Origin of the sequence: Streptomyces sp. NPDC050508 (genome assembly GCF_040655155.1) — a bacterium.
Lineage (GTDB): Bacteria > Actinomycetota > Actinomycetes > Streptomycetales > Streptomycetaceae > Streptomyces.
This window is the reverse complement of sequence record NZ_JBFAJJ010000004.1, coordinates 128,585-148,535: the sequence shown is the minus strand read 5'-3', so window position 1 is coordinate 148,535 and position 19,951 is coordinate 128,585. Positions and strand designations below refer to the sequence as shown.

The 19,951-nt window shown below is 69.0% G+C and carries 13 protein-coding genes and 1 tRNA gene; 8 read left to right on the top strand and 6 right to left on the bottom strand.

Annotated features, from left to right (window positions below):
• Positions 1-121 precede the first annotated feature (121 nt).
• Together AB0I69_RS13095 and fxsT are read left to right on the top strand one after the other, a co-directional pair.
• Complete coding sequence (locus AB0I69_RS13095; protein ID WP_363095694.1) at positions 122-1,426, top strand: TIR-like protein FxsC; 1,305 nt, start codon at positions 122-124, stop codon at positions 1,424-1,426.
• Positions 1,423-5,367 carry an FxSxx-COOH system tetratricopeptide repeat protein gene (gene fxsT, locus AB0I69_RS13090; protein WP_363095693.1) on the top strand — a complete coding sequence of 1,315 codons (3,945 nt, stop codon included), beginning with the start codon at positions 1,423-1,425 and terminating at the stop codon, positions 5,365-5,367. Before AB0I69_RS13095 ends, fxsT begins: the two co-directional genes overlap by 4 nt.
• Before the next feature lie 4 nt (positions 5,368-5,371).
• Here the strand turns inward: fxsT and AB0I69_RS13085 are convergent, their stop codons facing one another.
• From AB0I69_RS13085 to AB0I69_RS13075, 3 genes are all read right to left on the bottom strand, one after another.
• On the bottom strand, positions 5,372-6,250 hold the full coding sequence (locus AB0I69_RS13085; RefSeq protein WP_363095692.1) for an alpha/beta hydrolase: 879 nt from the start codon (positions 6,248-6,250) through the stop codon (positions 5,372-5,374).
• A gap of 243 nt (positions 6,251-6,493) precedes the next feature.
• A tRNA-Leu gene (locus AB0I69_RS13080) sits at positions 6,494-6,578 on the bottom strand.
• Between the two features lie 184 nt (positions 6,579-6,762).
• Positions 6,763-7,008: a MarR family transcriptional regulator gene (locus AB0I69_RS13075; RefSeq protein WP_363096132.1), complete on the bottom strand. Its 246-nt coding sequence runs from the start codon at positions 7,006-7,008 to the stop codon at positions 6,763-6,765.
• Positions 7,009-7,751: 743 nt separating this feature from the next.
• Between AB0I69_RS13075 and AB0I69_RS13070 the strand changes: the two genes are divergently transcribed.
• Positions 7,752-7,913: a hypothetical protein gene (locus tag AB0I69_RS13070; RefSeq protein ID WP_363095691.1), complete on the top strand. Its 162-nt coding sequence runs from the start codon at positions 7,752-7,754 to the stop codon at positions 7,911-7,913.
• Positions 7,914-7,945: 32 nt separating this feature from the next.
• Here AB0I69_RS13070 and AB0I69_RS13065 read toward each other — a convergent pair whose 3' ends face one another.
• From AB0I69_RS13065 to sucC, 3 genes are all read right to left on the bottom strand, one after another.
• A complete protein-coding gene (locus tag AB0I69_RS13065; protein WP_363095690.1) occupies positions 7,946-9,538 on the bottom strand; it encodes an aldehyde dehydrogenase family protein in 1,593 nt (530 codons plus the stop codon).
• Positions 9,539-9,705: 167 nt separating this feature from the next.
• On the bottom strand, positions 9,706-10,587 hold the full coding sequence (gene sucD / locus AB0I69_RS13060; protein ID WP_363095689.1) for a succinate--CoA ligase subunit alpha: 882 nt from the start codon (positions 10,585-10,587) through the stop codon (positions 9,706-9,708).
• Positions 10,588-10,598: 11 nt separating this feature from the next.
• Positions 10,599-11,729, bottom strand: coding sequence for an ADP-forming succinate--CoA ligase subunit beta (sucC, locus tag AB0I69_RS13055; RefSeq protein ID WP_363095688.1), 1,131 nt, complete (start codon positions 11,727-11,729; stop codon positions 10,599-10,601).
• Between the two features lie 144 nt (positions 11,730-11,873).
• Here sucC and AB0I69_RS13050 point away from each other — a divergent pair, with 144 nt between their 5' ends.
• The 5 genes from AB0I69_RS13050 (at position 11,874) to AB0I69_RS13030 (ending at position 19,856) form a co-directional block, all read left to right on the top strand.
• Positions 11,874-13,556 (top strand): thiamine pyrophosphate-binding protein, encoded by a 1,683-nt coding sequence (locus AB0I69_RS13050; protein ID WP_363095687.1) that lies wholly within the window; start codon positions 11,874-11,876, stop codon positions 13,554-13,556.
• A gap of 11 nt (positions 13,557-13,567) precedes the next feature.
• The gene (frc, locus tag AB0I69_RS13045) at positions 13,568-14,800 is read left to right on the top strand and encodes a formyl-CoA transferase (RefSeq protein ID WP_363095686.1); all 1,233 of its coding nucleotides are present in this window, start codon (positions 13,568-13,570) and stop codon (positions 14,798-14,800) included.
• 4 nt (positions 14,801-14,804) lie between these two features.
• Complete coding sequence (locus tag AB0I69_RS13040; protein ID WP_363095685.1) at positions 14,805-16,949, top strand: acetate--CoA ligase family protein; 2,145 nt, start codon at positions 14,805-14,807, stop codon at positions 16,947-16,949.
• Between the two features lie 119 nt (positions 16,950-17,068).
• Positions 17,069-18,457 carry an OFA family MFS transporter gene (locus tag AB0I69_RS13035; protein ID WP_363095684.1) on the top strand — a complete coding sequence of 463 codons (1,389 nt, stop codon included), beginning with the start codon at positions 17,069-17,071 and terminating at the stop codon, positions 18,455-18,457.
• 1 nt (position 18,458) lies between these two features.
• Positions 18,459-19,856, top strand: a complete 1,398-nt coding sequence (locus tag AB0I69_RS13030; RefSeq protein ID WP_363095683.1) for an OFA family MFS transporter — start codon at positions 18,459-18,461, stop codon at positions 19,854-19,856.
• Positions 19,857-19,951 lie beyond the last annotated feature (95 nt).

The window sequence follows — 19,951 nt, the reverse complement described above, 5'->3', positions numbered from 1 at the left end:
AAACGACGAACCGTACGGGCGCCGTTCAGGCACATTGTTGATTCCGGTTCAAGACGCCGTCGGCGGGGGCGGTCCATCGGCTTGTCGGCGGGCGGGGGGACGTGTGGACAAAGCTGAACGGGTGCATGAACGGGTTCCGGACAATCGGCCTCATTTCTTCCTGTCGTACGCCCATACTCCGCCGTGGGGCCCGGACAGCGGGGACCCGGACCACTGGGTGCACGTCCTGTACCGGGACCTGTGCAGCCACATCATGGCGCTCACCGACCTGCCCGCCGGCTCCACCGTCGGCTTCATGGACCGGGAGATGCGCTCCGGGGAGGGCTGGCCCGAGAAGCTGAGCGAGAATCTCGCCACCTGCCGGGTGTTCGTGCCGCTCTTTTCGCCCCGCTACTTCTCCAGCGAGATGTGCGGCCGGGAGTGGTTCGCCTTCACCGAGCGCATACTGCACGCGAAGGCCGCCGGCGCGACCAGCGTGTCGGCCATCGTGCCCGCCCTGTGGACCCGCGTCGAGACGACGGACCTGCCCGACTCCGTACGCCGTATCCACATGGAGCAGTTGGGCGCCAGCAACGGGATCTACGGGCTGATCAAGCTCAACCGCCGGCGCGACGAGTACGAGGAGGCCGTCTACGGCCTGGCCGAGCGCATCGTCCAGGTCGCCCGCGAGTCACGTCTTCCGCTCGGCCGGCCCCGCGACTACGAGAGCACGCCCAGCGCGTTCAAACCGCGCGGCGCCGGGCCCCGGCACATCCGGCTGACCGTCGCCGCGCCCACCCGGGACACCGTCCCCGAGTACCGCGACCGGACGCGCTACGGCGAGGACGCGCTGGACTGGAACCCGTACTCCGCGGAGTCGAGACGGCCCCTGCCCGCGCTCGCCGAGGACCTGATCCGTGCCCTCGACTACCGGGTCAGCGTCGCCTCCTTCGACGACGAGGACACCGGCGACCAGTCCTCGGCGCTGTCCCCCGAGGCGACCGGGGCCCAGGAGCCCGAGGACGGGCAGCCCGGCATCCTGCTCGTCGACCTGTGGGCGCTGACCGACGAGGAACGCCGCCGCAGGCTGAAGACGTTCGACGCGTCCTCGCCCGCCTGGGTGAGCGCGATCGTCCCGCGCGACCGGGCCGACCCGCAGTGCTTCGTGGACGAAGGGCAGGGCCTGGCCGACGAGTTGGAGCGGACGATGCCGACCATCCTGGACCGGGCTCGGCGCAGCGACTGCCGTATCGCCGTCGCCGGTGTACCCACCCTGAAGACGTTCACCAACGTGCTGCCGGGCGTGGTGGCGTACACGACACGGAAGTTCCTCAGGCAGGCCGAGCCCCGGCTGCCCGAGATCCCGCACGTCCCCAGAGAACGTCTCATGGACACCGACCAAGAGCCCGGCTCCGATGCGGGAGACGGCGACAGAGGAGAAGCATGACGGCCGCAAGGGACGGACGCATCATCACCTTCTACTCCTACAAGGGCGGTACCGGACGCACCATGGCGCTCGCCAACACGGCGTGGATCCTCGCCGCCGGCGGCAAGCGTGTCCTCGCCGTCGACTGGGACCTGGAAGCGCCCGGCCTGCACCGCTTCTTCCACCCGTTCCTCGACCCCAACGCGCTCACGGCCACCATGGGCGTCATCAACATCCTGCAGGACTACGCGTGGGCGGCGACGGACGGAACCCGTCGCAGCGGGACCTGGCACCTGGAGTTCGCGGACGTCGAGCAGCACGCCGTCTCGCTCACCCCCGAGCGGATGGGCATGAGCTTCCAGGGCGGGGGCTCGCTGGACTTCCTCTCCGCGGGCCGCCAGTTCCGCGCGTACTCGGCGACGGCGTCCTCCCTGGAGTGGGACAACTTCTACGACCGTCTCGGCGGCGGCGCCTTCCTGGAGGCGTTGCGCGACAGCATGAAGCGGTCCTACGACTACGTCCTGATCGACTCCCGCACCGGGCTGTCCGACACCGCGGACATCTGCACTCTCCAGATGCCGGATGTCCTCGTCGACTGCTTCACGCTGAGCGACCAGTCCCTGGACGGCGCCGCCGAGGTCGCGCACAGCGTCGGGGACGAGCACCGCAAGCGGCGGATACGGGTGCTGCCGGTGCCGATGCGCGTCGACGAGGGCGAGAAGGACAAGGTCGACGCCGGCCGCGCGCTGGCCCGGCTGAAGTTCGAGGGCTTACCGAAGAACGCGGACGGGGAACGGCTGGGCGTCGACGAGGTCACCGCGTACTGGGGCAGCGTGGAGATCCCCTACCGGCCCTACTACGCCTACGAGGAGACCCTCGCCACCTTCGGCGACGAGAAGGGCGACCCCAAGTCGCTGCTGTCCGCCTTCGAACGGCTCACCTCGGTCGTCTCCGACGGCGAGGTCACCACGCTGCCGCCGATCCAGGAGTCGGTGCGGCTGCGCTGCCGGGACGCCTTCATCCGGCGGCGGCCGCCGACCACCGCCGCCGAGCTGGTGGTCGCGTACACGGCAGAGAACCGGATGTGGGCCGACTGGGTCGAGTCACTCCTGAAGCGGGCCGGCTGCAAGGTCACGCTGCACGACCTGTCCACGGGCCCCCTCGACCGGCCCGCCCCCGCCGTGCGCACGCTGGTGCTGCTGTCCAACCCGCTGCTGCGCTCCCGGCAGGCCGCCGCCACGGTCCTGGGCACCCTGATGACGAGCGAGGCGGCACCGGGCACGCTGGTGCCGGTGCGGGTCGACGAGGGCCGGCTCCCGGAGTCGTACCTGGACCGGGCCGAACTCGTCGACCTGAACGGGCTTGACGAGTCCCGGTGCACCACCGCCCTCCTCGCCGCGCTGGAGCTGCCCGCGCAACTCCCGGACGGCGGGCCCGGCGTGCCCCGGTTCCCCGTGCACACGCCCAGGTTCCTGAACGTGCCGCAGCGCAACAACACCTTCACCGGACGCGGCCAGATCCTGGAGCAGCTGCGCGAACAGCTGCGGGGCGGCATGTCCGTCGTACTGCCGCAGCCGCAGGCGCTGTTCGGCCTCGGCGGTGTCGGCAAGACGCAGATCGCGCTGGAGTACGTGCACCGGTTCATGGCCGATTACGACCTGGTGTGGTGGGTGTCGGCGGAACACGTCGACAACGTCGTCGCCTCGCTCGCCGAACTCGGCGCCCTCATCGGCGCGCCCGGCGGCGAGGACATGGCGCTGGCGAGCCAGGAGACCGTGCACATGCTCTCGCGCGGGATCCCCACCAAGCGGTGGATCCTCGTCTTCGACAATGCCGACAACCCCGACGACCTCACCGGCTACTTCCCCACCGGCAGCAGCGGGCACATCCTCGTCACCTCACGCAACCAGTCGTGGTCGCAGCAGGGCGCGACCCTGCCCGTCGACGTCTTCCTCCGCCGCGAGAGCATCGAGCACCTCTCCGGGCGGGCTCCGGGTCTGAGCGCCGAGGAGGCCGACCAGGTGGCCATCGCCGTGGGCGACCTGCCGCTCGCCGTGGAGCAGGCCGCGGCCTGGCTGGCCGAGACCGCCACCCCGATCACCGAGTACCTGCGCCGGCTCACCGAGCAGACCACCGCGGTCCTCGCCCTCAACCAGCCCGCCGACTACCCCGAGACGGTCGCCGCGACCTGGAACATCTCCATCGAGCGGCTGAAGGAACGTTCACCCGCATCGGTACGGCTGCTGCAGCTGTGCGCCTTCCTCGCCCCCGAGCCGATCTCCTCCCAGCTGCTCTACAGCAAGGAGATGATCGACGCGCTCAAGCCGTACGACCCCGCGCTGCAGGAGAGCCTGCTCCTGGGCCGGGTCATCCGGGAGATCGGCCAGCTCGCGCTGGCCAAGGTCGACCAGGTCTCCAGCTCCATCCAGGTGCACCGGCTGGTGCAGGCCGTGATCCGCTCGCAGATGACCGAGGACGAGCGGCGCCAGGCCCGGCACACGGTCCACATGGTGCTCGCCGGCGCCCGGCCCGACGGTGACGAACCCATCGACGACCCCGAGTCCTGGGACCGGTTCGGCGTCATCTGGCCGCACCTGAGCGCCTCCGACATCCGCAACTGCACCGACGCGGACCCGCGCCGGCTGCTCATCGACCGGGTCCGCTACCTGTGGAAGCGCGGCGAGTTCCCGCGCGCCCAGCTGCTCGCCGAGGACCTGCTGGCCCACTGGAAGACGCTGCTCGGCGAGGCCGACGTGCAGTATCTGTACCTGTGGTGCCAGCTCGCCAACGTGCTGCGTTCGCAGGGGCTCTACGTGGAGGCGCAGGAGATCGACGAGGACCTGCGCGAACGCCAGCGGCAGCTCCTCGGCACCACGCACCCGCACGTGTACGTCACCACGTCGGCCCTCGCCAGCGACCTCGCCGCCCTCGGCGAGTACACCAGGGCGGTGGAGCTGGCGAAGGAGGCGCACGAGGGGTTCAGCCAGATCTTCCACGAGTCCCACCCGCGCACCTTGAACGCCGCCAACAACCTGGCCCTGGCCCTGCGCATGGTCGGCAGCTACAGCGAGGCCCGGCAGATCGACCAGGAGACCTACGCCCGCCGTGCCGAGGTCCTCGGCCCCGACCACCCCTACACGCTGGCGTCGGCCGAATGTCTCGGCCGCGACCTGCGCGAGGTCGGCCGGTACGCCGAGTCGGTGACCGTCCTGTCGCGGGCGTACCAGCAGCACAAGGACATCCTGGGGAAGGAGTTCCCCGGCACGCTCAGGTGTGCCAAGTCGCTCGCGGTGTCGCTGCGGCGGGCGGGCCTGCTGGAGGACGCGCTCGCCCTGACGTCGGCGACGCTGGACCAGTACCAGAAGCAGTACGCGACGGCCACGCCGGACTCGCTGGCCTGCGAACTGAACCTCGCCGCCGACCTGTTCGCGGCCGAGGACCGGCAGGAGGCGCGCAAGGTCGCGCAGAAGGTGCTCACCGAATACGTGAAGGTGCCGGGCGAGGCCCACCCCTACACCCAGGCCGCGATGAACAACCTCGGCATCTTCCACTGGGGCTGTGGGGACGCCGAGCAGGCCGAGGCGGTCTTCCGCAAGGTCCTCCTCCGCATGGCGGGCGTGCTCGGGGACAAGCACCCGCACACCCTGTTCTGCTCCGTCAACTACGCCATCGTGCTCGCCGAGACCGGCCGGCCGGAGGAGGCCTGGCAGCTGGAGAAGCACGCCATCGACACCCTGCGCACCCTGCTCGGCCCCCAGCATCCCGAGACCCTGGCCGTGATCAACAACGGCGCCCTCACCCTCGGCGCCCTCGGCCGCACCGAGGAGGCAGGTGTCCTGCGCGAGGAGGCCATGACCGAGCTGGTACGGCAGCTGCGCCAGCTCGGCGAGAACAACGGCATCACCAACCACGTGACGCACGAACGCCGGGTCTACCGCGACCTGGAGCCGCTGGCGGTGTGACCCGTCAGCCCTTCGGCGCGCCCGGCAGGAGCCAGTCCAGCACGTCGGGCAGGGCGCGCAGTGCCGCGAAGTGGGCCGCCTTGGGCTCCAGGACGGCCCTGGCCCGCGGGATGCGCGCGGCCAGCCAGGAGAAGTGGGAGGCGGGCGTGAAGACGTCCTTCGCGCCGTGCCACAGCATCACCGGCACCCTGATGTGCGCCGGGTCGAAGCCCCACGGGCTGGTCAGCGCGATGGCGTCGTCGATCCAGCCGTACGGTGAAGTGCGCAGCGCCTCGTGGTAGTTGCGCAGCAGCATCGAGCGGATGCTGTTGTCGGAGACGATCAGCCGGTCCTCGTCGGTCAGGTCCGAGCGCAGCTCCTCCAGGAGGCGGGCCGGGTTGCTGCGGATGGCGGCGGAGCGCGGGATGATGCCGGCCGCGTACCGCTCCGGGTCGGTGAACGCCGCGTGGAAGTCACGGACGTTGAACGGGGTCATCCCGGCGAACCAGTCGAGTCCTTCGGCGTCCCGTGGCGCGAGGCACACCAGGGCGGCGGCCCGTGTCACCCGGCCGGGCAGGAGCGCCGCACAGGCGAGGGCGTGCGGTGCCCCGCCGGAACGGCCGGCCACCGCGAACCGGTCCAGTTCGAGGGCGTCGGCTACGGCGGCGACGTCCTCGACGACGTCCACGACCCGCCGCCCCGGCCTGCGGTCCGACCCCCCGTACCCGGGCCGGTCGAAGGTGATGAGCCGGGCACCTCGCTGGTAGAGGTACATCGGCCGGGGCCGGGGCCCGACCCGGCTGCCGGGCATGCCGTGCAGCAGAAAAACCGGGTGCCCTTGGGGGTCCCCCGACACTTCTACCCGTAGCCGCCGTCCGCTCACCGTCCGTACCAGGTCAGGCACTCCCGTGTCCCCCTCTTCGTGCACGTCACTTGCCCATGCGTTCGGACGTCGAAACGACGGCGCAGGTCAACCGGCGTGATTGCGCGATTAGTTGACGCCGTGTCACGGAAGCTGGGGCATCGGATCGACGTCGCAAGCGCGCCGGAACAAGAAAACACCCGCGCCGGGCAGGATGCCGGAAGCGGGTGCCAGTTTGCCGTGCCCGCGGAACGGGGCTCATGGGGCAATGGTGATGCTGCGTTGTGTCCGAGGGGGGACTTGAACCCCCACGCCCGATAAAGGGCACTAGCACCTCAAGCTAGCGCGTCTGCCATTCCGCCACCCGGACTAGGTGTCTGCCGCCTGGCCGGGGGTGTTCCCCGCGGCGACGTGGACAACAATACCAAGCTTTCGGAGTGCCTTTCACCTGCATATCCACCCTGGGAGAGCAGGCCGCGAAAGGCCTGCCACCTGCGAGGGAACCGCCACGACGGGTGAACGGGCGGCTACGGACACGGGCCGGATTCCGGCACTCACCCGGCGAGCACGAGGGTCTGCAGCGCCCGTACGAGCGATGCCGCGGCCTCGTCCAGCGGCGCGAGGAAACGCCGCTCCACCGCTCTGCGCGCCTTCTCGGCCCGACGCAGGCAGTACTGACCAGCCGCGGTCAGTTCGACGATGTTCTTGCGACAGTCCTGCGGGCTGCGTCGCCGCTCCGCCAGACCGTGCTCCTCCAGGCCGTCGATCAGAGACACCATCGTGGCGCGGTCGACGCCCAGCCGCCCGGCAGCCTAGGTAGCCGAGCCGGGACTCCAAAGACCACGCCCATGCATGTGTGTCGTACGAGGACATCCTTCGCGTCTGGCTGGAGACGGACACGGTGCCGGAGATGGCGGACGCCTGGCTGTGGGACCACCTGCTGCCGGTCGCCGGACCCGAGGACGGGCAGATACACGAGGCCTGGACCCTGCTCAGCGCACTCGCCGCCCGGACGGAGCAGCTGCGGCTCGGGCTTCTCGTCACCAGCCACCGCGTGCGGCCACCGGCCTTGCTCGGCAAGATGGCGTCCGCCGTGGACGTATCTCGGACTTGGAGTCGGCGGCACGCATCAGCCGCCGGGGGCCGGGGGCATCGATGGCGCCAATCCGGCGATCACGGAGTACGAGGCGTACGGCCTCTCGCCCGTCCCGCCCGGCGAGGGCATCGTACGACTCGCGGAGACCGTCGAGATCCTGAAGGCGATGGACTCGGGACGTCTTCGACTTCGAAGGCCGCCAGTATCGACTCCGGGGCACACGATGCGAACCCAAGCCCGTGCAGCGGCCCGGCCCCCCGCTGCTCATCGGCGGCTGGGGCACCCGGCTGCCGCCCGGCTGGTCGCGGAGCACGCCGACATTTGGAACGTTCCCGGACCGCCGCACAACACCGTCGCCTACGTCGCCGAGCGCGCCCGCGTCCTCGACGCGCACTGCGCCGAGCTGGACCGCGATCCGACCGCGACCCGGCCGGGATCACGCGTTCGATGCAGGTCCTGGTGTCGTACGACGAACCGGCCACGACCCGGGAGACGGTCGGCCGGCTCGTCGACGCCGGGATGAACCACATCGTGCTGAGTCTGCCCCGCCCCTGTCCGCGGGGGGTGACCCGGTGGCCGGCCGACGAGATCATCGCCGGGCGACACTAGTTAGGTGGACGCGAGCGCCACCCAGCCGCCGGTCACGGCATGAGCTGGTACTCCGGGAAGTTGCCCGGCAGCCGCTCCCCCACCGGCCCGTGTGTCACCGCGCGGATGAGGAGTTCGCCGCCGACGAAGGCGCCGCGCCAGGAAGCGCCGAAGCCGCCGAACAGTTCGTCGCGGTCGCCGCGGGAGCGTGGTGTGCCGTGGCCGACCTTGAACGCCCGTATCTGCGGGGCCAGTCGGTCGTAGGTTGCCCGGTCGTCGGTGGACAGGGTGGCGACCAACGCGCCGTTGGACGCGTTCATCGCGGCCAGCAGCTCCGCCTCCGTGTCGACCAGGACGATGGTGTCGACCGGGCCGAACGGTTCCGCGTGGTGCAGTGGGGACGAAGGGGGCGGATTGAGGAGGGTGACGGGGCGGACGTATGCCGAAGTGTCCTGACCTGGAAGGAAGTTGGCCTCGGACAGCTTGCCGCGGTGCAGGGGTACGGCGCCGCGGTCGATCGCCTCGGCGACCTGGTCGTGGAGTTCCTTGGCCTTGGCCGCGTTGATCACCGGGCCGAAGTCCAGTTCCGGGTACGGGTCTTGGTCGTGCCGGACCGCAAGGGGGTGGCCGACGCGGAGAGTTCGGACCGCCGGGAGGTAGGCCGTGAGGAACTCGTCGAACAGCTCACGCTGGACGACGAAGCGCGGATACGCCGTGCAGCGTTGTTTGCCGTAGTCGAAGAGCTTGGGGATGACGGCGGTGAGCGTGTCCCAGTTCGTGTGGTTCCAGATGCCCCAGGTGTTGAGTCCTTCCTGTTCCAGTACGTGCCGCTTGCCGAGGTCGGCGACGGCCGTGGCCACCGCGGCTCCGGTGTCGCGCCCGCCGACGAAGGAGACACAGCCGATCTCGGGCGCGCGGACCAGCGCCTCCGACAGCTCGCTTCCGCTGCCACTGACGAGGGTGACGGGAATCCCCTCGCGTGCGGCCAGCGCCGCGGCCAGGGTGAGACAGGCGACGCCGCCGTCGGTCGGGGTCTTGGCGATGACCGCGTTTCCGGCGAGCGCCTGGACCAGCATCGCGTGGACGAGCACGCTCATCGGGTAGTTCCAGCTCGCGATGTTCGACACCGGGCCGTCCAGCGGGGCGCGGCCGGCGAGCATCGGCTCGATGCCGTCGACGTACCAGCGCACGCCGTCGATGGACCGGTCCACGTCCGCCTGTGCGAGCCGCCACGGCTTGCCGATCTCCCAGACCAGCAGCAGCGCGAGGAGTTCGCGGTGCTCGGTCAGGGCGTCCAGCGTGGCGGCGACGCGGGCGCGCCGCTCGTCGAGCGGGACGTGGCGCCAGGCGCGGTGCTGGTCGAGGGAGGCACGTACGGCCTGGTGGGCGGTGGACCGGTCCAGGCGGGGTGGGCCCGCGATGGGGCTGCCGTCGACGGGGGTGGTGGCGGGCAGGGCCCGGCCGTCCCGCTGCCAGGCAGCGTTCCAGAGGTTGAGGACTCGGTCGTCCTGGAACGCCTCGGGCGCGACGGCGAGGCAACGCCGCCAGGCGTCACTCCAGGACGTGCCCGCCTTGAGGATCGAGGGGTGAGGGGTGGGAGTGGGGGCGGATGTGGGGGTGGAACCGGGCGTGAGGGTTGATGCCATGCTTCTGCTCCGCTCTCGGTGCACAGTCGGGGCGGGGTGAGGCAGGAACGGTCCTACGTACGAACTGTCGTACAGATGAAGCTAGTTGCGCTCGAAGGAGCACAACAGTCACGCCACATCAACTATGAGTGACATCACGTGCCGCTACGAGTGGCATCACGTGCCACTTACGAGAGATCCAGGCGGTCCAGCACCAGCCGGGCGGTCTCCGTCGGTGTACTCCCGACCTTCACTCCTACGGCCTCCAGCGCCTCCTTCTTCGCCGACGCCGTGCCGGTCGAGCCGGACACGATGGCGCCCGCGTGGCCCATCGTCTTGCCCTCGGGTGCGGTGAAGCCGGCGATGTAGCCGACGACCGGCTTGGTGACGTGGTCGCGGATGTACGCGGCGGCGCGTTCTTCCGCGTCGCCGCCGATCTCCCCGATGAGGACGACGAGTTCGGTGTCGGGGTCGTCCTGGAAGGCGGCGAGGCAGTCGATGTGGGTCGTGCCGACGACGGGGTCTCCGCCGATGCCGACGCAGGTCGAGAAGCCGATGTCCCGGAGTTCGTACATGAGTTGGTAGGTGAGCGTGCCGGACTTGGACACCAGGCCGATACGGCCCGGCTTGGCGATGTCGGCGGGGATGATGCCCGCGTTGGCCTGGCCGGGGGTGATCAGGCCGGGGCAGTTCGGGCCAATGATCCGGGTGCCCTTCGAGCGCGCGTAGGCGGTGAAGGCGACCGAGTCGTGGACCGGGATGCCCTCGGTGATGACGACGGCGAGGCCGATGCCCGCGTCGGCGGCCTCGGTCACCGCCGCCTTGGCGAAGGCGGGCGGCACGAACACGACGGTGACATCGGCTCCCGTCGACTGCATACCGTCGGCGACCGATCCGAAGACCGGCACGGCACGGTCGTCGAAGTCGACGGTACGGCCGGCCTTGCGGGGGTTGACGCCGCCGACGATGTTCGTGCCGGCCGCGAGCATCCGGCGGGTGTGTTTCATGCCCTCGCCGCCAGTCATGCCCTGGACGAGGACCTTGCTCTCCTTGGTGAGGTAGATCGCCATGTCCCGGCTCCTTAGCGTGCGTTGGCGAGGTCGGCGGCGCGACGGGCGGCGCCGTCCATGGTGGTGGCCTGCTGGACCAGTGGATGCGCGTGCTCTTCGAGGACGGCCCGGCCCTGGGCCGCGTTGTTGCCGTCGAGCCGGACGACCAGCGGCTTGGTCAACTGGACGGTGTCCAGGGCCTGCACGATGCCGTCGGCCACCGCGTCGCATGCGGTGATGCCGCCGAAGACGTTCACGAAGACCGACTTCACGGCCGGGTCGGAGAGGATGACGGACAGCCCGTCGGCCATGATCTGGGCGGATGCCCCGCCGCCGATGTCGAGGAAGTTGGCGGGCCGGGCGCCGCAGCCGGCGACCACGTCGAGCGTCGACATGACCAGGCCCGCGCCGTTGCCGATGACGCCGACCTCGCCGTCGAGCTTGACGTAGTTGAGCCCCTTCGCGGCGGCCGCCGCCTCCAGCGGATCGTCGTGCGCCGCGCCCTCGGCACCCCAACGTGCCTGCCGGAAGCGGGCGTTGTCGTCGAGTGTCACCTTGCCGTCGAGGGCGAGGATCTGCCCCTGCCGGGTGCGCACGAGCGGGTTGACCTCGACGAGGACGGCGTCCTCGCGGACCAGCACCTCCCACAGCCGTACGAGGACGTCGACGGTCTGCGGCGGCAGGCCGGCCGCCTCCGCGATCTCGCCCGCCTTGGCCGAGGTGACGCCCTCGACGGGGTCGATGTGTATACGGGCGACTGCCTCCGGTCGACTGGCGGCGATCTCCTCGATCTCCATACCGCCCTCGGCGGACGCGATCGCGAGGAAGCGGCCCGCCGCGCGGTCGAGGACGTACGAGACGTAGAACTCGCTGTCGATGTCCACGGGTTGGGCCAGCATCACCTTGCCGACCGTGTGGCCCTTGATGTTCATGCCGAGGATCTGGCGTGCGGTCAGCTCCGCGGCGGCCGGGTCGGCGGCGAGCTTCACCCCGCCCGCCTTGCCCCGTCCACCGGTCTTCACCTGGGCTTTCACCACCACCCGGCCGCCCAGCCTGCGGGCGATCTCCCGCGCCTCCTTGGACGAGGCGGTGACCTCGGCCCGGGGCACCAAGATGCCGTGTTCCTCGAAGAGTTCCCTTGCCTGGTGCTCGTACAGGTCCATCTCGGCTCCTGACTTAAAAGTGCCGCACGCCCCCTGGACACCACCCACTGGATGCGGGATAACAAGCTTCATACAGTATTCGTCGACTGTATGCAATGTACCGCGAGAGCGTTCCAACCCCCTACGAAGGGACAGGACTTCGCCATGCCCGACGACACCCAGGACGTGATTTCCGGTGGTCATCTCGTTGCCAAAGCCCTGAAGGCCGAGGGGGTCGACCGCATCTACACCCTGTGCGGCGGCCACATCATCGACATCTACGACGGCTGCGTCGACGAGGGCATAGAAGTCGTCGACGTACGCCACGAACAGGTGGCAGCCCACGCGGCGGACGGCTACGCGCGGATCACCGGCAGGCCGGGGTGCGCGGTGGTTACCGCGGGTCCCGGTACGACCGACGCCGTCACCGGTGTCGCCAACGCCTTCCGCGCAGAGTCCCCGATGCTGCTGATCGGCGGCCAAGGGGCTCTCACCCAGCACAAGATGGGGTCCCTGCAGGACCTGCCGCACGTCGACATGATGACGCCGATCACCAAGTTCGCGGCGACGGTGCCGGACACGGCGCGCGCCGCCGACATGGTGTCGATGGCGTTCCGCGAGTGCTACCACGGCGCGCCCGGCCCCTCCTTCCTGGAGATCCCGCGGGACGTCCTCGACGCGAAGGTGCCGGTGGGCAAGGCGCGGGTGCCGAAGCCGGGTGCCTACCGCGCCTCGACCCGTTCGGCCGGCGATCCCGAGGCGATCGAGAAGCTCGCCGACCTGCTCGTGCACGCCGAGAAGCCGGCGATCCTGTTGGGCAGCCAGGTGTGGACAACTCACGGCACCGAGGCGGCCATTGACCTCGTCCGCACCCTCAACATCCCCGCGTACATGAACGGCGCGGGCCGCGGCACCCTCCCGCCCGGCGATCCGCACCACTTCCAGCTCTCGCGCCGGTACGCCTTCTCCAACGCCGACGTCATCGTCATCGTCGGCACGCCCTTCGACTTCCGCATGGGCTACGGCAAGCGCCTCTCCCCGGACGCGACCGTCGTGCAGATCGACCTCGACTACCGCACCGTCGGCAAGAACCGCGACATCGACCTCGGCATCGTCGGCGACGCGGGGCTCGTGCTGAAGTCGGTCACCGAGGCCGCCTCGGGACGCATCAACGGCGGTGCGTCCCGGCGCAAGGAGTGGCTCGACGAGCTGCGCGCCGCCGAACAGACCGCGATCGAGAAGCGGTTGCCGAGCCTGAAGTCGGACGCCTCACCGATCCACCCCTACCGTCTGGTCAGCGAGATCAACGACTTCCTCACCGAGGACTCCATCTACATCGGCGACGGCGGCGACATCGTCACCTTCTCCGGGCAGGTCGTGCAGCCCAAGTCACCGGGCCACTGGATGGATCCGGGGCCCCTGGGCACCCTCGGCGTCGGCATCCCCTTCGTGCTGGCGGCCAAGCAGGCGCGACCGGACAAGGAGGTCGTCGCGCTGTTCGGCGACGGCGCGTTCTCCCTCACCGGCTGGGACTTCGAGACCCTCGTCCGCTACGACCTCCCCTTCGTCGGCATCGTCGGCAACAACTCCTCGATGAACCAGATCCGTTACGGCCAGGCCGCCAAGTACGGCCTGGAACGCGAGCGGGTCGGCAACACCCTCGGGGACGTCCACTACGACAAGTTCGCCCAGATGCTGGGCGGTTACGGCGAGGAGGTCCGCGACCCCGCCGACATCGGCCCCGCCCTGCAACGCGCCCGTGAGTCGGGCAAGCCGTCGCTGATCAACGTCTGGGTCGACCCGGACGCGTACGCCCCCGGAACCATGAACCAGACGATGTACAAGTGAGGTGAACGGCCATGACCGCCAGGGCACTTGAAGGCATCCGCGTCCTCGACATGACGCACGTCCAGTCCGGCCCCTCCGCCACCCAACTCCTCGCCTGGCTCGGCGCCGACGTCGTCAAGCTGGAGGCGCCGACCGGCGACATCACCCGCAAGCAGCTGCGCGACCTCCCCGACGTCGACTCCCTCTACTTCACGATGCTCAACTGCAACAAGCGGAGCATCACCCTCAACACGAAAACCGAGCGCGGCAAGGAGATCCTGACCGAGCTGATCCGGCGCTCCGACGTCATGGTCGAGAACTTCGGGCCGGGCGCGGTCGACCGTATGGGGTTCACCTGGGATCGCATACAGGAGATCAATCCCCGCATTGTGTATGCGTCCATCAAGGGCTTCGGGGACGGTCCGTACACCAACTTCAAGGCGTACGAGGTCGTCGCGCAGGCGATGGGCGGGTCGATGTCCACCACCGGCTTCGAGGACGGGCCGCCGCTGGCGACGGCCGCTCAGATCGGCGACTCCGGCACAGGAGTGCATACAGTAGCCGGGATACTGGCGGCACTGTTCCAGCGGGAGAGCACCGGCCGCGGTCAGCGCGTCAACGTCGCCATGCAGCACGCCGTACTCAATCTGTGCCGGGTGAAGCTGCGCGACCAGCAGCGCCTGGCGCACGGCCCGCTCGCCGAGTACCCGAACGAGGACTTCGGCGACGAGGTGCCCCGCTCGGGCAACGCGTCCGGCGGTGGTCAGCCCGGCTGGGCCGTCAAGTGCGCTCCGGGCGGCCCGAACGACTACGTGTACGTCATCGTGCAGCCCGTCGGCTGGAAGCCGCTCGCCGAGCTGATCGGTCGGCCTGAGCTGGCCGAGGACCCCGAATGGGCCACGCCGGAGGCCCGGTTGCCGCAGCTCTCCAAGATGTTCCAGCTGATCGAGGAGTGGTCCTCCACGCTGCCCAAGTGGGAGGTGCTGGAGCGGCTCAATGCCCACAACATCCCGTGCGGGCCGATCCTGTCGACCAGGGAGATCATCGAGGACGAGTCGCTGATCGCCAACGAGATGGTCGTGACGGTGCCGCACCCCGAGCGCGGCGAGTTCGTCACCGTCGGCAGCCCGCTCAAGCTCTCCGACTCCCCCGTGGACGTGACCAGTTCACCGCTGCTCGGCGAGCACAACGAAGAGGTCTACATCGGCGAACTCGGTCTCGGCGACGAAGAGTTGCGCCTGCTCAAGTCGAACGGGGTGATCTGACGTGATGGCAGAGGACCGGGTCCTGAAGGTGCGCGTACTCCTCGACTCCGTGCGGGCCGAGGGACGGCTCGCGCTGACCGCGCCGGAGGGCAAGGTGATCGCCGACGCGTACGGGATCGCCGTACCGGGTGAGGAGTTGGCGACGGACGTCGACGAGGCCGTGGCCTACGCGGCACGGTTCGGCGGGCCCGTCGTGATGAAGATCGTCTCCCCCGACATCCTGCACAAGACCGACGCCGGCGGAGTGATCGTCGGGGTTGAGGGCGCGGCGGACGTACGGGCCGCGTTCCACAGGATCATCGACAACGCGCGGGCGTACGACGCCGACGCTCGCATCGAGGGCGTTCAGGTACAGGAGTTGCTGCCGCAGGGCCAGGAGGTCATCGTCGGTGCGGTGACCGACCCGACGTTCGGGAAGGTGGTCGCGTTCGGGCTCGGCGGGGTGCTCGTCGAGGTACTGAAAGACGTGACGTTCCGGCTCGCTCCCGTGAGCCCCGACGAGGCGCTGTCCATGCTGGACTCGATCCGGGCGGCGGAGATCCTGCGCGGGGTACGCGGCGCACCGGCCGTCGACCGGTGGGCGATCGCGGAGCAGATCCGCCGGGTGTCCCAACTGGTCGCGGACTTCCCGGAGATCGCCGAGGTGGACCTCAATCCGGTGATCGCGACTCCGGAGGGCGCGGTCGCGGCCGACATCCGGGTGATCCTCGCCGAGTCGCAGCCGGTACCCCGTCGACGGTATACACGCGACGAAATCCTGACGACCATGCGCCGGTTGATGGAGCCGAACTCGGTCGCCGTGATCGGTGCCTCGAACGAGCAGGGCAAGATCGGCAATTCGGTGATGCGCAACCTCGTCGACGGTGGTTTCGCCGGGGAGATCCATCCGGTGAACCCCAAGGCCGATGACATTCTGGGCCGCAAGGCGTACAAGAGTGTCACGGACGTTCCCGGTGAGGTGGATGTGGCCGTCTTCGCCATTCCCGCCAAGTTCGTGGCAGCGGCACTGGAGGAGGTGGGACGCAAGAACATCCCCAACGCCGTCCTCATCCCCTCCGGGTTCGCGGAGACCGGTGAGGTCCAACTCCAGGACGAGATAGTCGAGATCGCCGAGCGCTACGGCGTCCGCCTCCTCGGGCCGAACATCTACGGCTACTACTCGACCTGGCAGGACCTGTGCGCCACGTTCTGCACGCCGTACGACGTGAAGGGCGGGGTGGCGCTGACCTCGCAGTCCGGTGGGATCGGGATGGCGATCCTGGGTTTCGCGCGGACCACGAAGACGGGGGTGTCGGCGATCGTCGGGCTCGGCAACAAGTCGGACCTGGACGAGGACGACCTGCTGACCTGGTTCGGCGAGGACCCGCACACCGAGTGCATCGCGATGCACCTGGAGGACCTCAAGGACGGCCGCGCGTTCGTGGAGGCGGCCCGAAAGACCGTACCCCGTAAGCCAGTTGTTGTCCTGAAGGCGGGTCGTACGGCGGCGGGTGCGAAGGCCGCCGGCTCGCACACGGGCGCGTTGGCCGGCGACGACGCCGTGTACAGCGACATCCTGAAGCAGGCCGGAGTCATCCGTGCCCCCGGGCTCAACGACATGCTGGAGTACGCGCGCGGTCTGCCCGTGCTGCCAACTCCCAAGGGAGACAACGTCGTTATCATCACGGGCGCCGGCGGCAGCGGCGTGCTCCTCTCCGACGCGGTGACCGACAACGGCCTTTCCCTGATGGAGATTCCGCCGGACCTCGACGCGTCCTTCCGGAAGTTCATCCCGCCCTTCGGGGCCGCGGGCAACCCGGTCGACATCACCGGGGGCGAGCCGCCGTCGACGTACGAGGCGACGATCCGGCTCGGTCTGGAGGACCCGCGGATCCATGCGCTGGTCCTCGGTTACTGGCACACCATCGTCACTCCCCCGATGGTCTTCGCGGAGCTCACCGCGCGCGTGGTCGCCGAGTTCAAGGAACGCGGCATCGAGAAGCCGGTGGTGGCGTCGCTCGCGGGTGACGTCGAGGTCGAGGAGGCCTGCCAGTACCTGTACGAGCGCGGGGTGGTGGCGTACCCGTACACGACGGAGAAGCCGGTGGCCGTGCTCGGCGCGAAGTACCAATGGGCGCGTGCGGCGGGGCTGTTGGGCGGTGGTTCATGACGTGAGCCGACGCGGGGCCGGCCGACAGTGCGGTCGGCCGGCCCCGGGGACCCGTGCGCACGCGAAAGGCATTGGACAGGGGGCGCTGGCCAGACTTTCGACGCAAGGGGCACTGAGCGATGGCAACAACGGACTACCCAATGTCCGTCTCCTACAGGGAGGTGACGGACCGTCACGGCCGCGTGTACCGCATCGGTGAATCCGATGTCGACATCATGGGCCGGGCACGCAAGTGGATGGTCGTCCTGCCCTGGGTGGGCATGATGGGCATCAGTTCCGCCGAGTACGCGTTCACGTCGGCGGAGGACACGCTCCACGACGCGCATCTGTGGAGCAGTGGACACATCTTCTGGCTGATGGGCGTCTGGGTGTTCTTCCAGGCGGCCGTGGCCTTCCCTGCCGGGCAGTTGCGAGAAAGCGGCAAACTCCCGGCCCGTACGGCCATGTTGATCGGCGCGCTCGGCACCCTGCTGGGCTATCTGGCGCTGGCCTTCGCGCCGAACGTGCTCGTCGCCTACTTCGGCTTCGGCATGTGCAGCGGTATCGGCGCCGGTCTTGTGTATGCGACCTGCGTGAACATGGTCGGCAAGTGGTATCCGGAGCGCAAGGGCGGCAAGACGGGCTTCGTGAACGGCGGATTCGCCTATGGGTCCGTGCCGTTCGTGTTCCTTTTCACCTCCGTGCTCGACCTCGGCAACTACAAGGTGCTGCTCAGCCTGGTCGGCGTAGGACTGTGTCTGGTGGTGGCCTCGGCGGGCTGGTTCTTCCGTGATCCGCCCAAGAACTGGTGGCCCGCGCACGTCGATCCGCTCAAGGCGACCCAAGACCCCAAGATCCGGCGGGCGTTGGAGAAGAACCCGCCGGCGGTCAAGCAGTACACACCCAAGGAGGCCGCCCGTACCCCCGTGCTCTGGATGATGTGGTTCTGTCTGCTGTGCACGGCCGGCATCAACATCTTCGGCATCGCCTTCCAGGTGCCGTTCGGCAAGGACATGGGCTTCGCGGGCGGGATCGTGGCCACGGCGATGTCTCTGAAGGCGATCGTGAACGGCACCGGGCGCGGTGTCATCGGCTGGATCTCCGACCGCTACGGCCGCCGTCACACGCTGATCATCGTGTGCCTCGTGCTCGGCACGGCCCAGTTCGGCGTGCTGGTCTCGGGCCAGATGGGCAGCATGCCGTTCTTCCTGTTCTGCTCCATGGTCTCGGGTTTCGGCGGCGGGGCGATCTTCCCGCTGTTCGCGGCCATGACGGCCGACTACTTCGGTGAGAACAACAACGCCAGCAACTACGGCATGGTCTACAGCTCGAAGCTGATCTCGGGGCTCGTCGGCTCCGGCCTGGGCGCGGTCGTCGTGGGTGAGTGGGACTACCACGGCGCGTTCGTCCTGGCCGGTTCCGTGGGCCTGGCCTCCGCGGTGCTGGCGCTCTTCCTCAAGGCACCGGGCAGGCCCAACGCCCGGCGCATCGTGCCCAACCCGCACCCGCTCGGCGAGGAGATGGCGTGACATGACCGCAGATCCCATCACCACGAACGAATCCGGCGCCGCGAACCGTCCCTACCGTGAAGTGACCGACGCCCACGGCCGCGTCTACCGCGTCGGCGAGACCGACCGCGACATCCTCGGCCACTCACGCAAGATCATGATCTATCTGCCGTGGATCGCCATGATGGCGATCAGTGTCTTCGAGTACGCGTACGGCTCCGCGGAGGACACCCTGTCCAGCGCGCACGGCTGGACGCAGAGCAACACCTTCTGGATCCTGAGCATTTGGGTCTTCTTCCAGGCCGGCATCGCCTTCCCCGCGGGCTGGATGCGGGAGAAGGGCATCCTGTCGGCGCGCAGGGCGATGTACGTCGGCTCGGTGATGTGCGTCCTCGGCTTCCTCGCCCTGTCCCATCTGGACAACGTGTGGCTGGCGATCATCGGCTTCGGCGTCATCGGCGGCATAGGCGCCGGTCTGGTCTACGCGACCTGCATCAACATGGTCGGCAAGTGGTTCCCCGAACGTCGGGGCGCCCGCACGGGGTTCGTCAACGGCGGCTTCGCCTACGGCTCGCTGCCGTTCATCTTCATCTTCAACTACGCCTTCGACACCGGGAATTACCACCGTGTCCTGGACCTGATCGGCTGTTACATCCTGATCGTGGTGTTCGGATGCGCGTTCTTCTTCAAGGACCCGCCGAAGAACTGGTGGCCCGCCGACATCGACCCGCTGACCTACGGCGGCAACGACAAGAGCGCGACGAGCCTCGCCAAGAACCCGCCCGCCGTAAAGCAGTTCACGCCGAAGGAGGCCATCCGCACGGGCATGCTGCCGCTGATGTGGCTGTCCATCGTGCTGACCGCCGGAGTGTCGATCTTCGGGATCTCCTTCCAGGTCGACTTCGCCAAGGACGTGGGCTTCGGCCCGCTGGTGGCGGCCTCCTCGATGGGCATCATGGCCGTCATCAACGGCATAGGCCGCGCGGTCGTCGGCTGGCTGTCCGACCTGTGGGGCCGCAAACTCACCCTGGTCTTCGTCATTTTGGTCCTGGGCCTGGCCCAGTTCGGCGTGATCTGGGCCGGCCATCTGCGCAGCGAGTGGCTGTTCCTGTTCTTCGCGTTCCTGTCCGGTTTCGGCGGCGGCGCCTTCTACCCGATGTTCGCCGCCCTGACCCCGGACTACTTCGGCGAGAACTTCAACGCCACCAACTACGGCCTGGTGTACAGCGGCAAGCTCGTCAGCGGCCTGTTCGGCGGCGGCCTCGGCTCCATGGTCGTGGCGGCCTGGGGCTACAACGGGGCGTACGCGCTGGCCGGCGGTGTCTCGATGGTGGCGGCGGCCATCGCACTCCTACTGCGCCAACCGGGGCGCGGGGACAGGGAATCGGCGCACGTTCCCCAACCACAGCCCGCGACCTGACAGTTCGTACGACACCGTCGTGGACCTGCCCGATGGCCCTCCCCCGGTCGGGAGGGCCATCGCCCTCAACGCCCCCTTACGATCGGCACATTGAT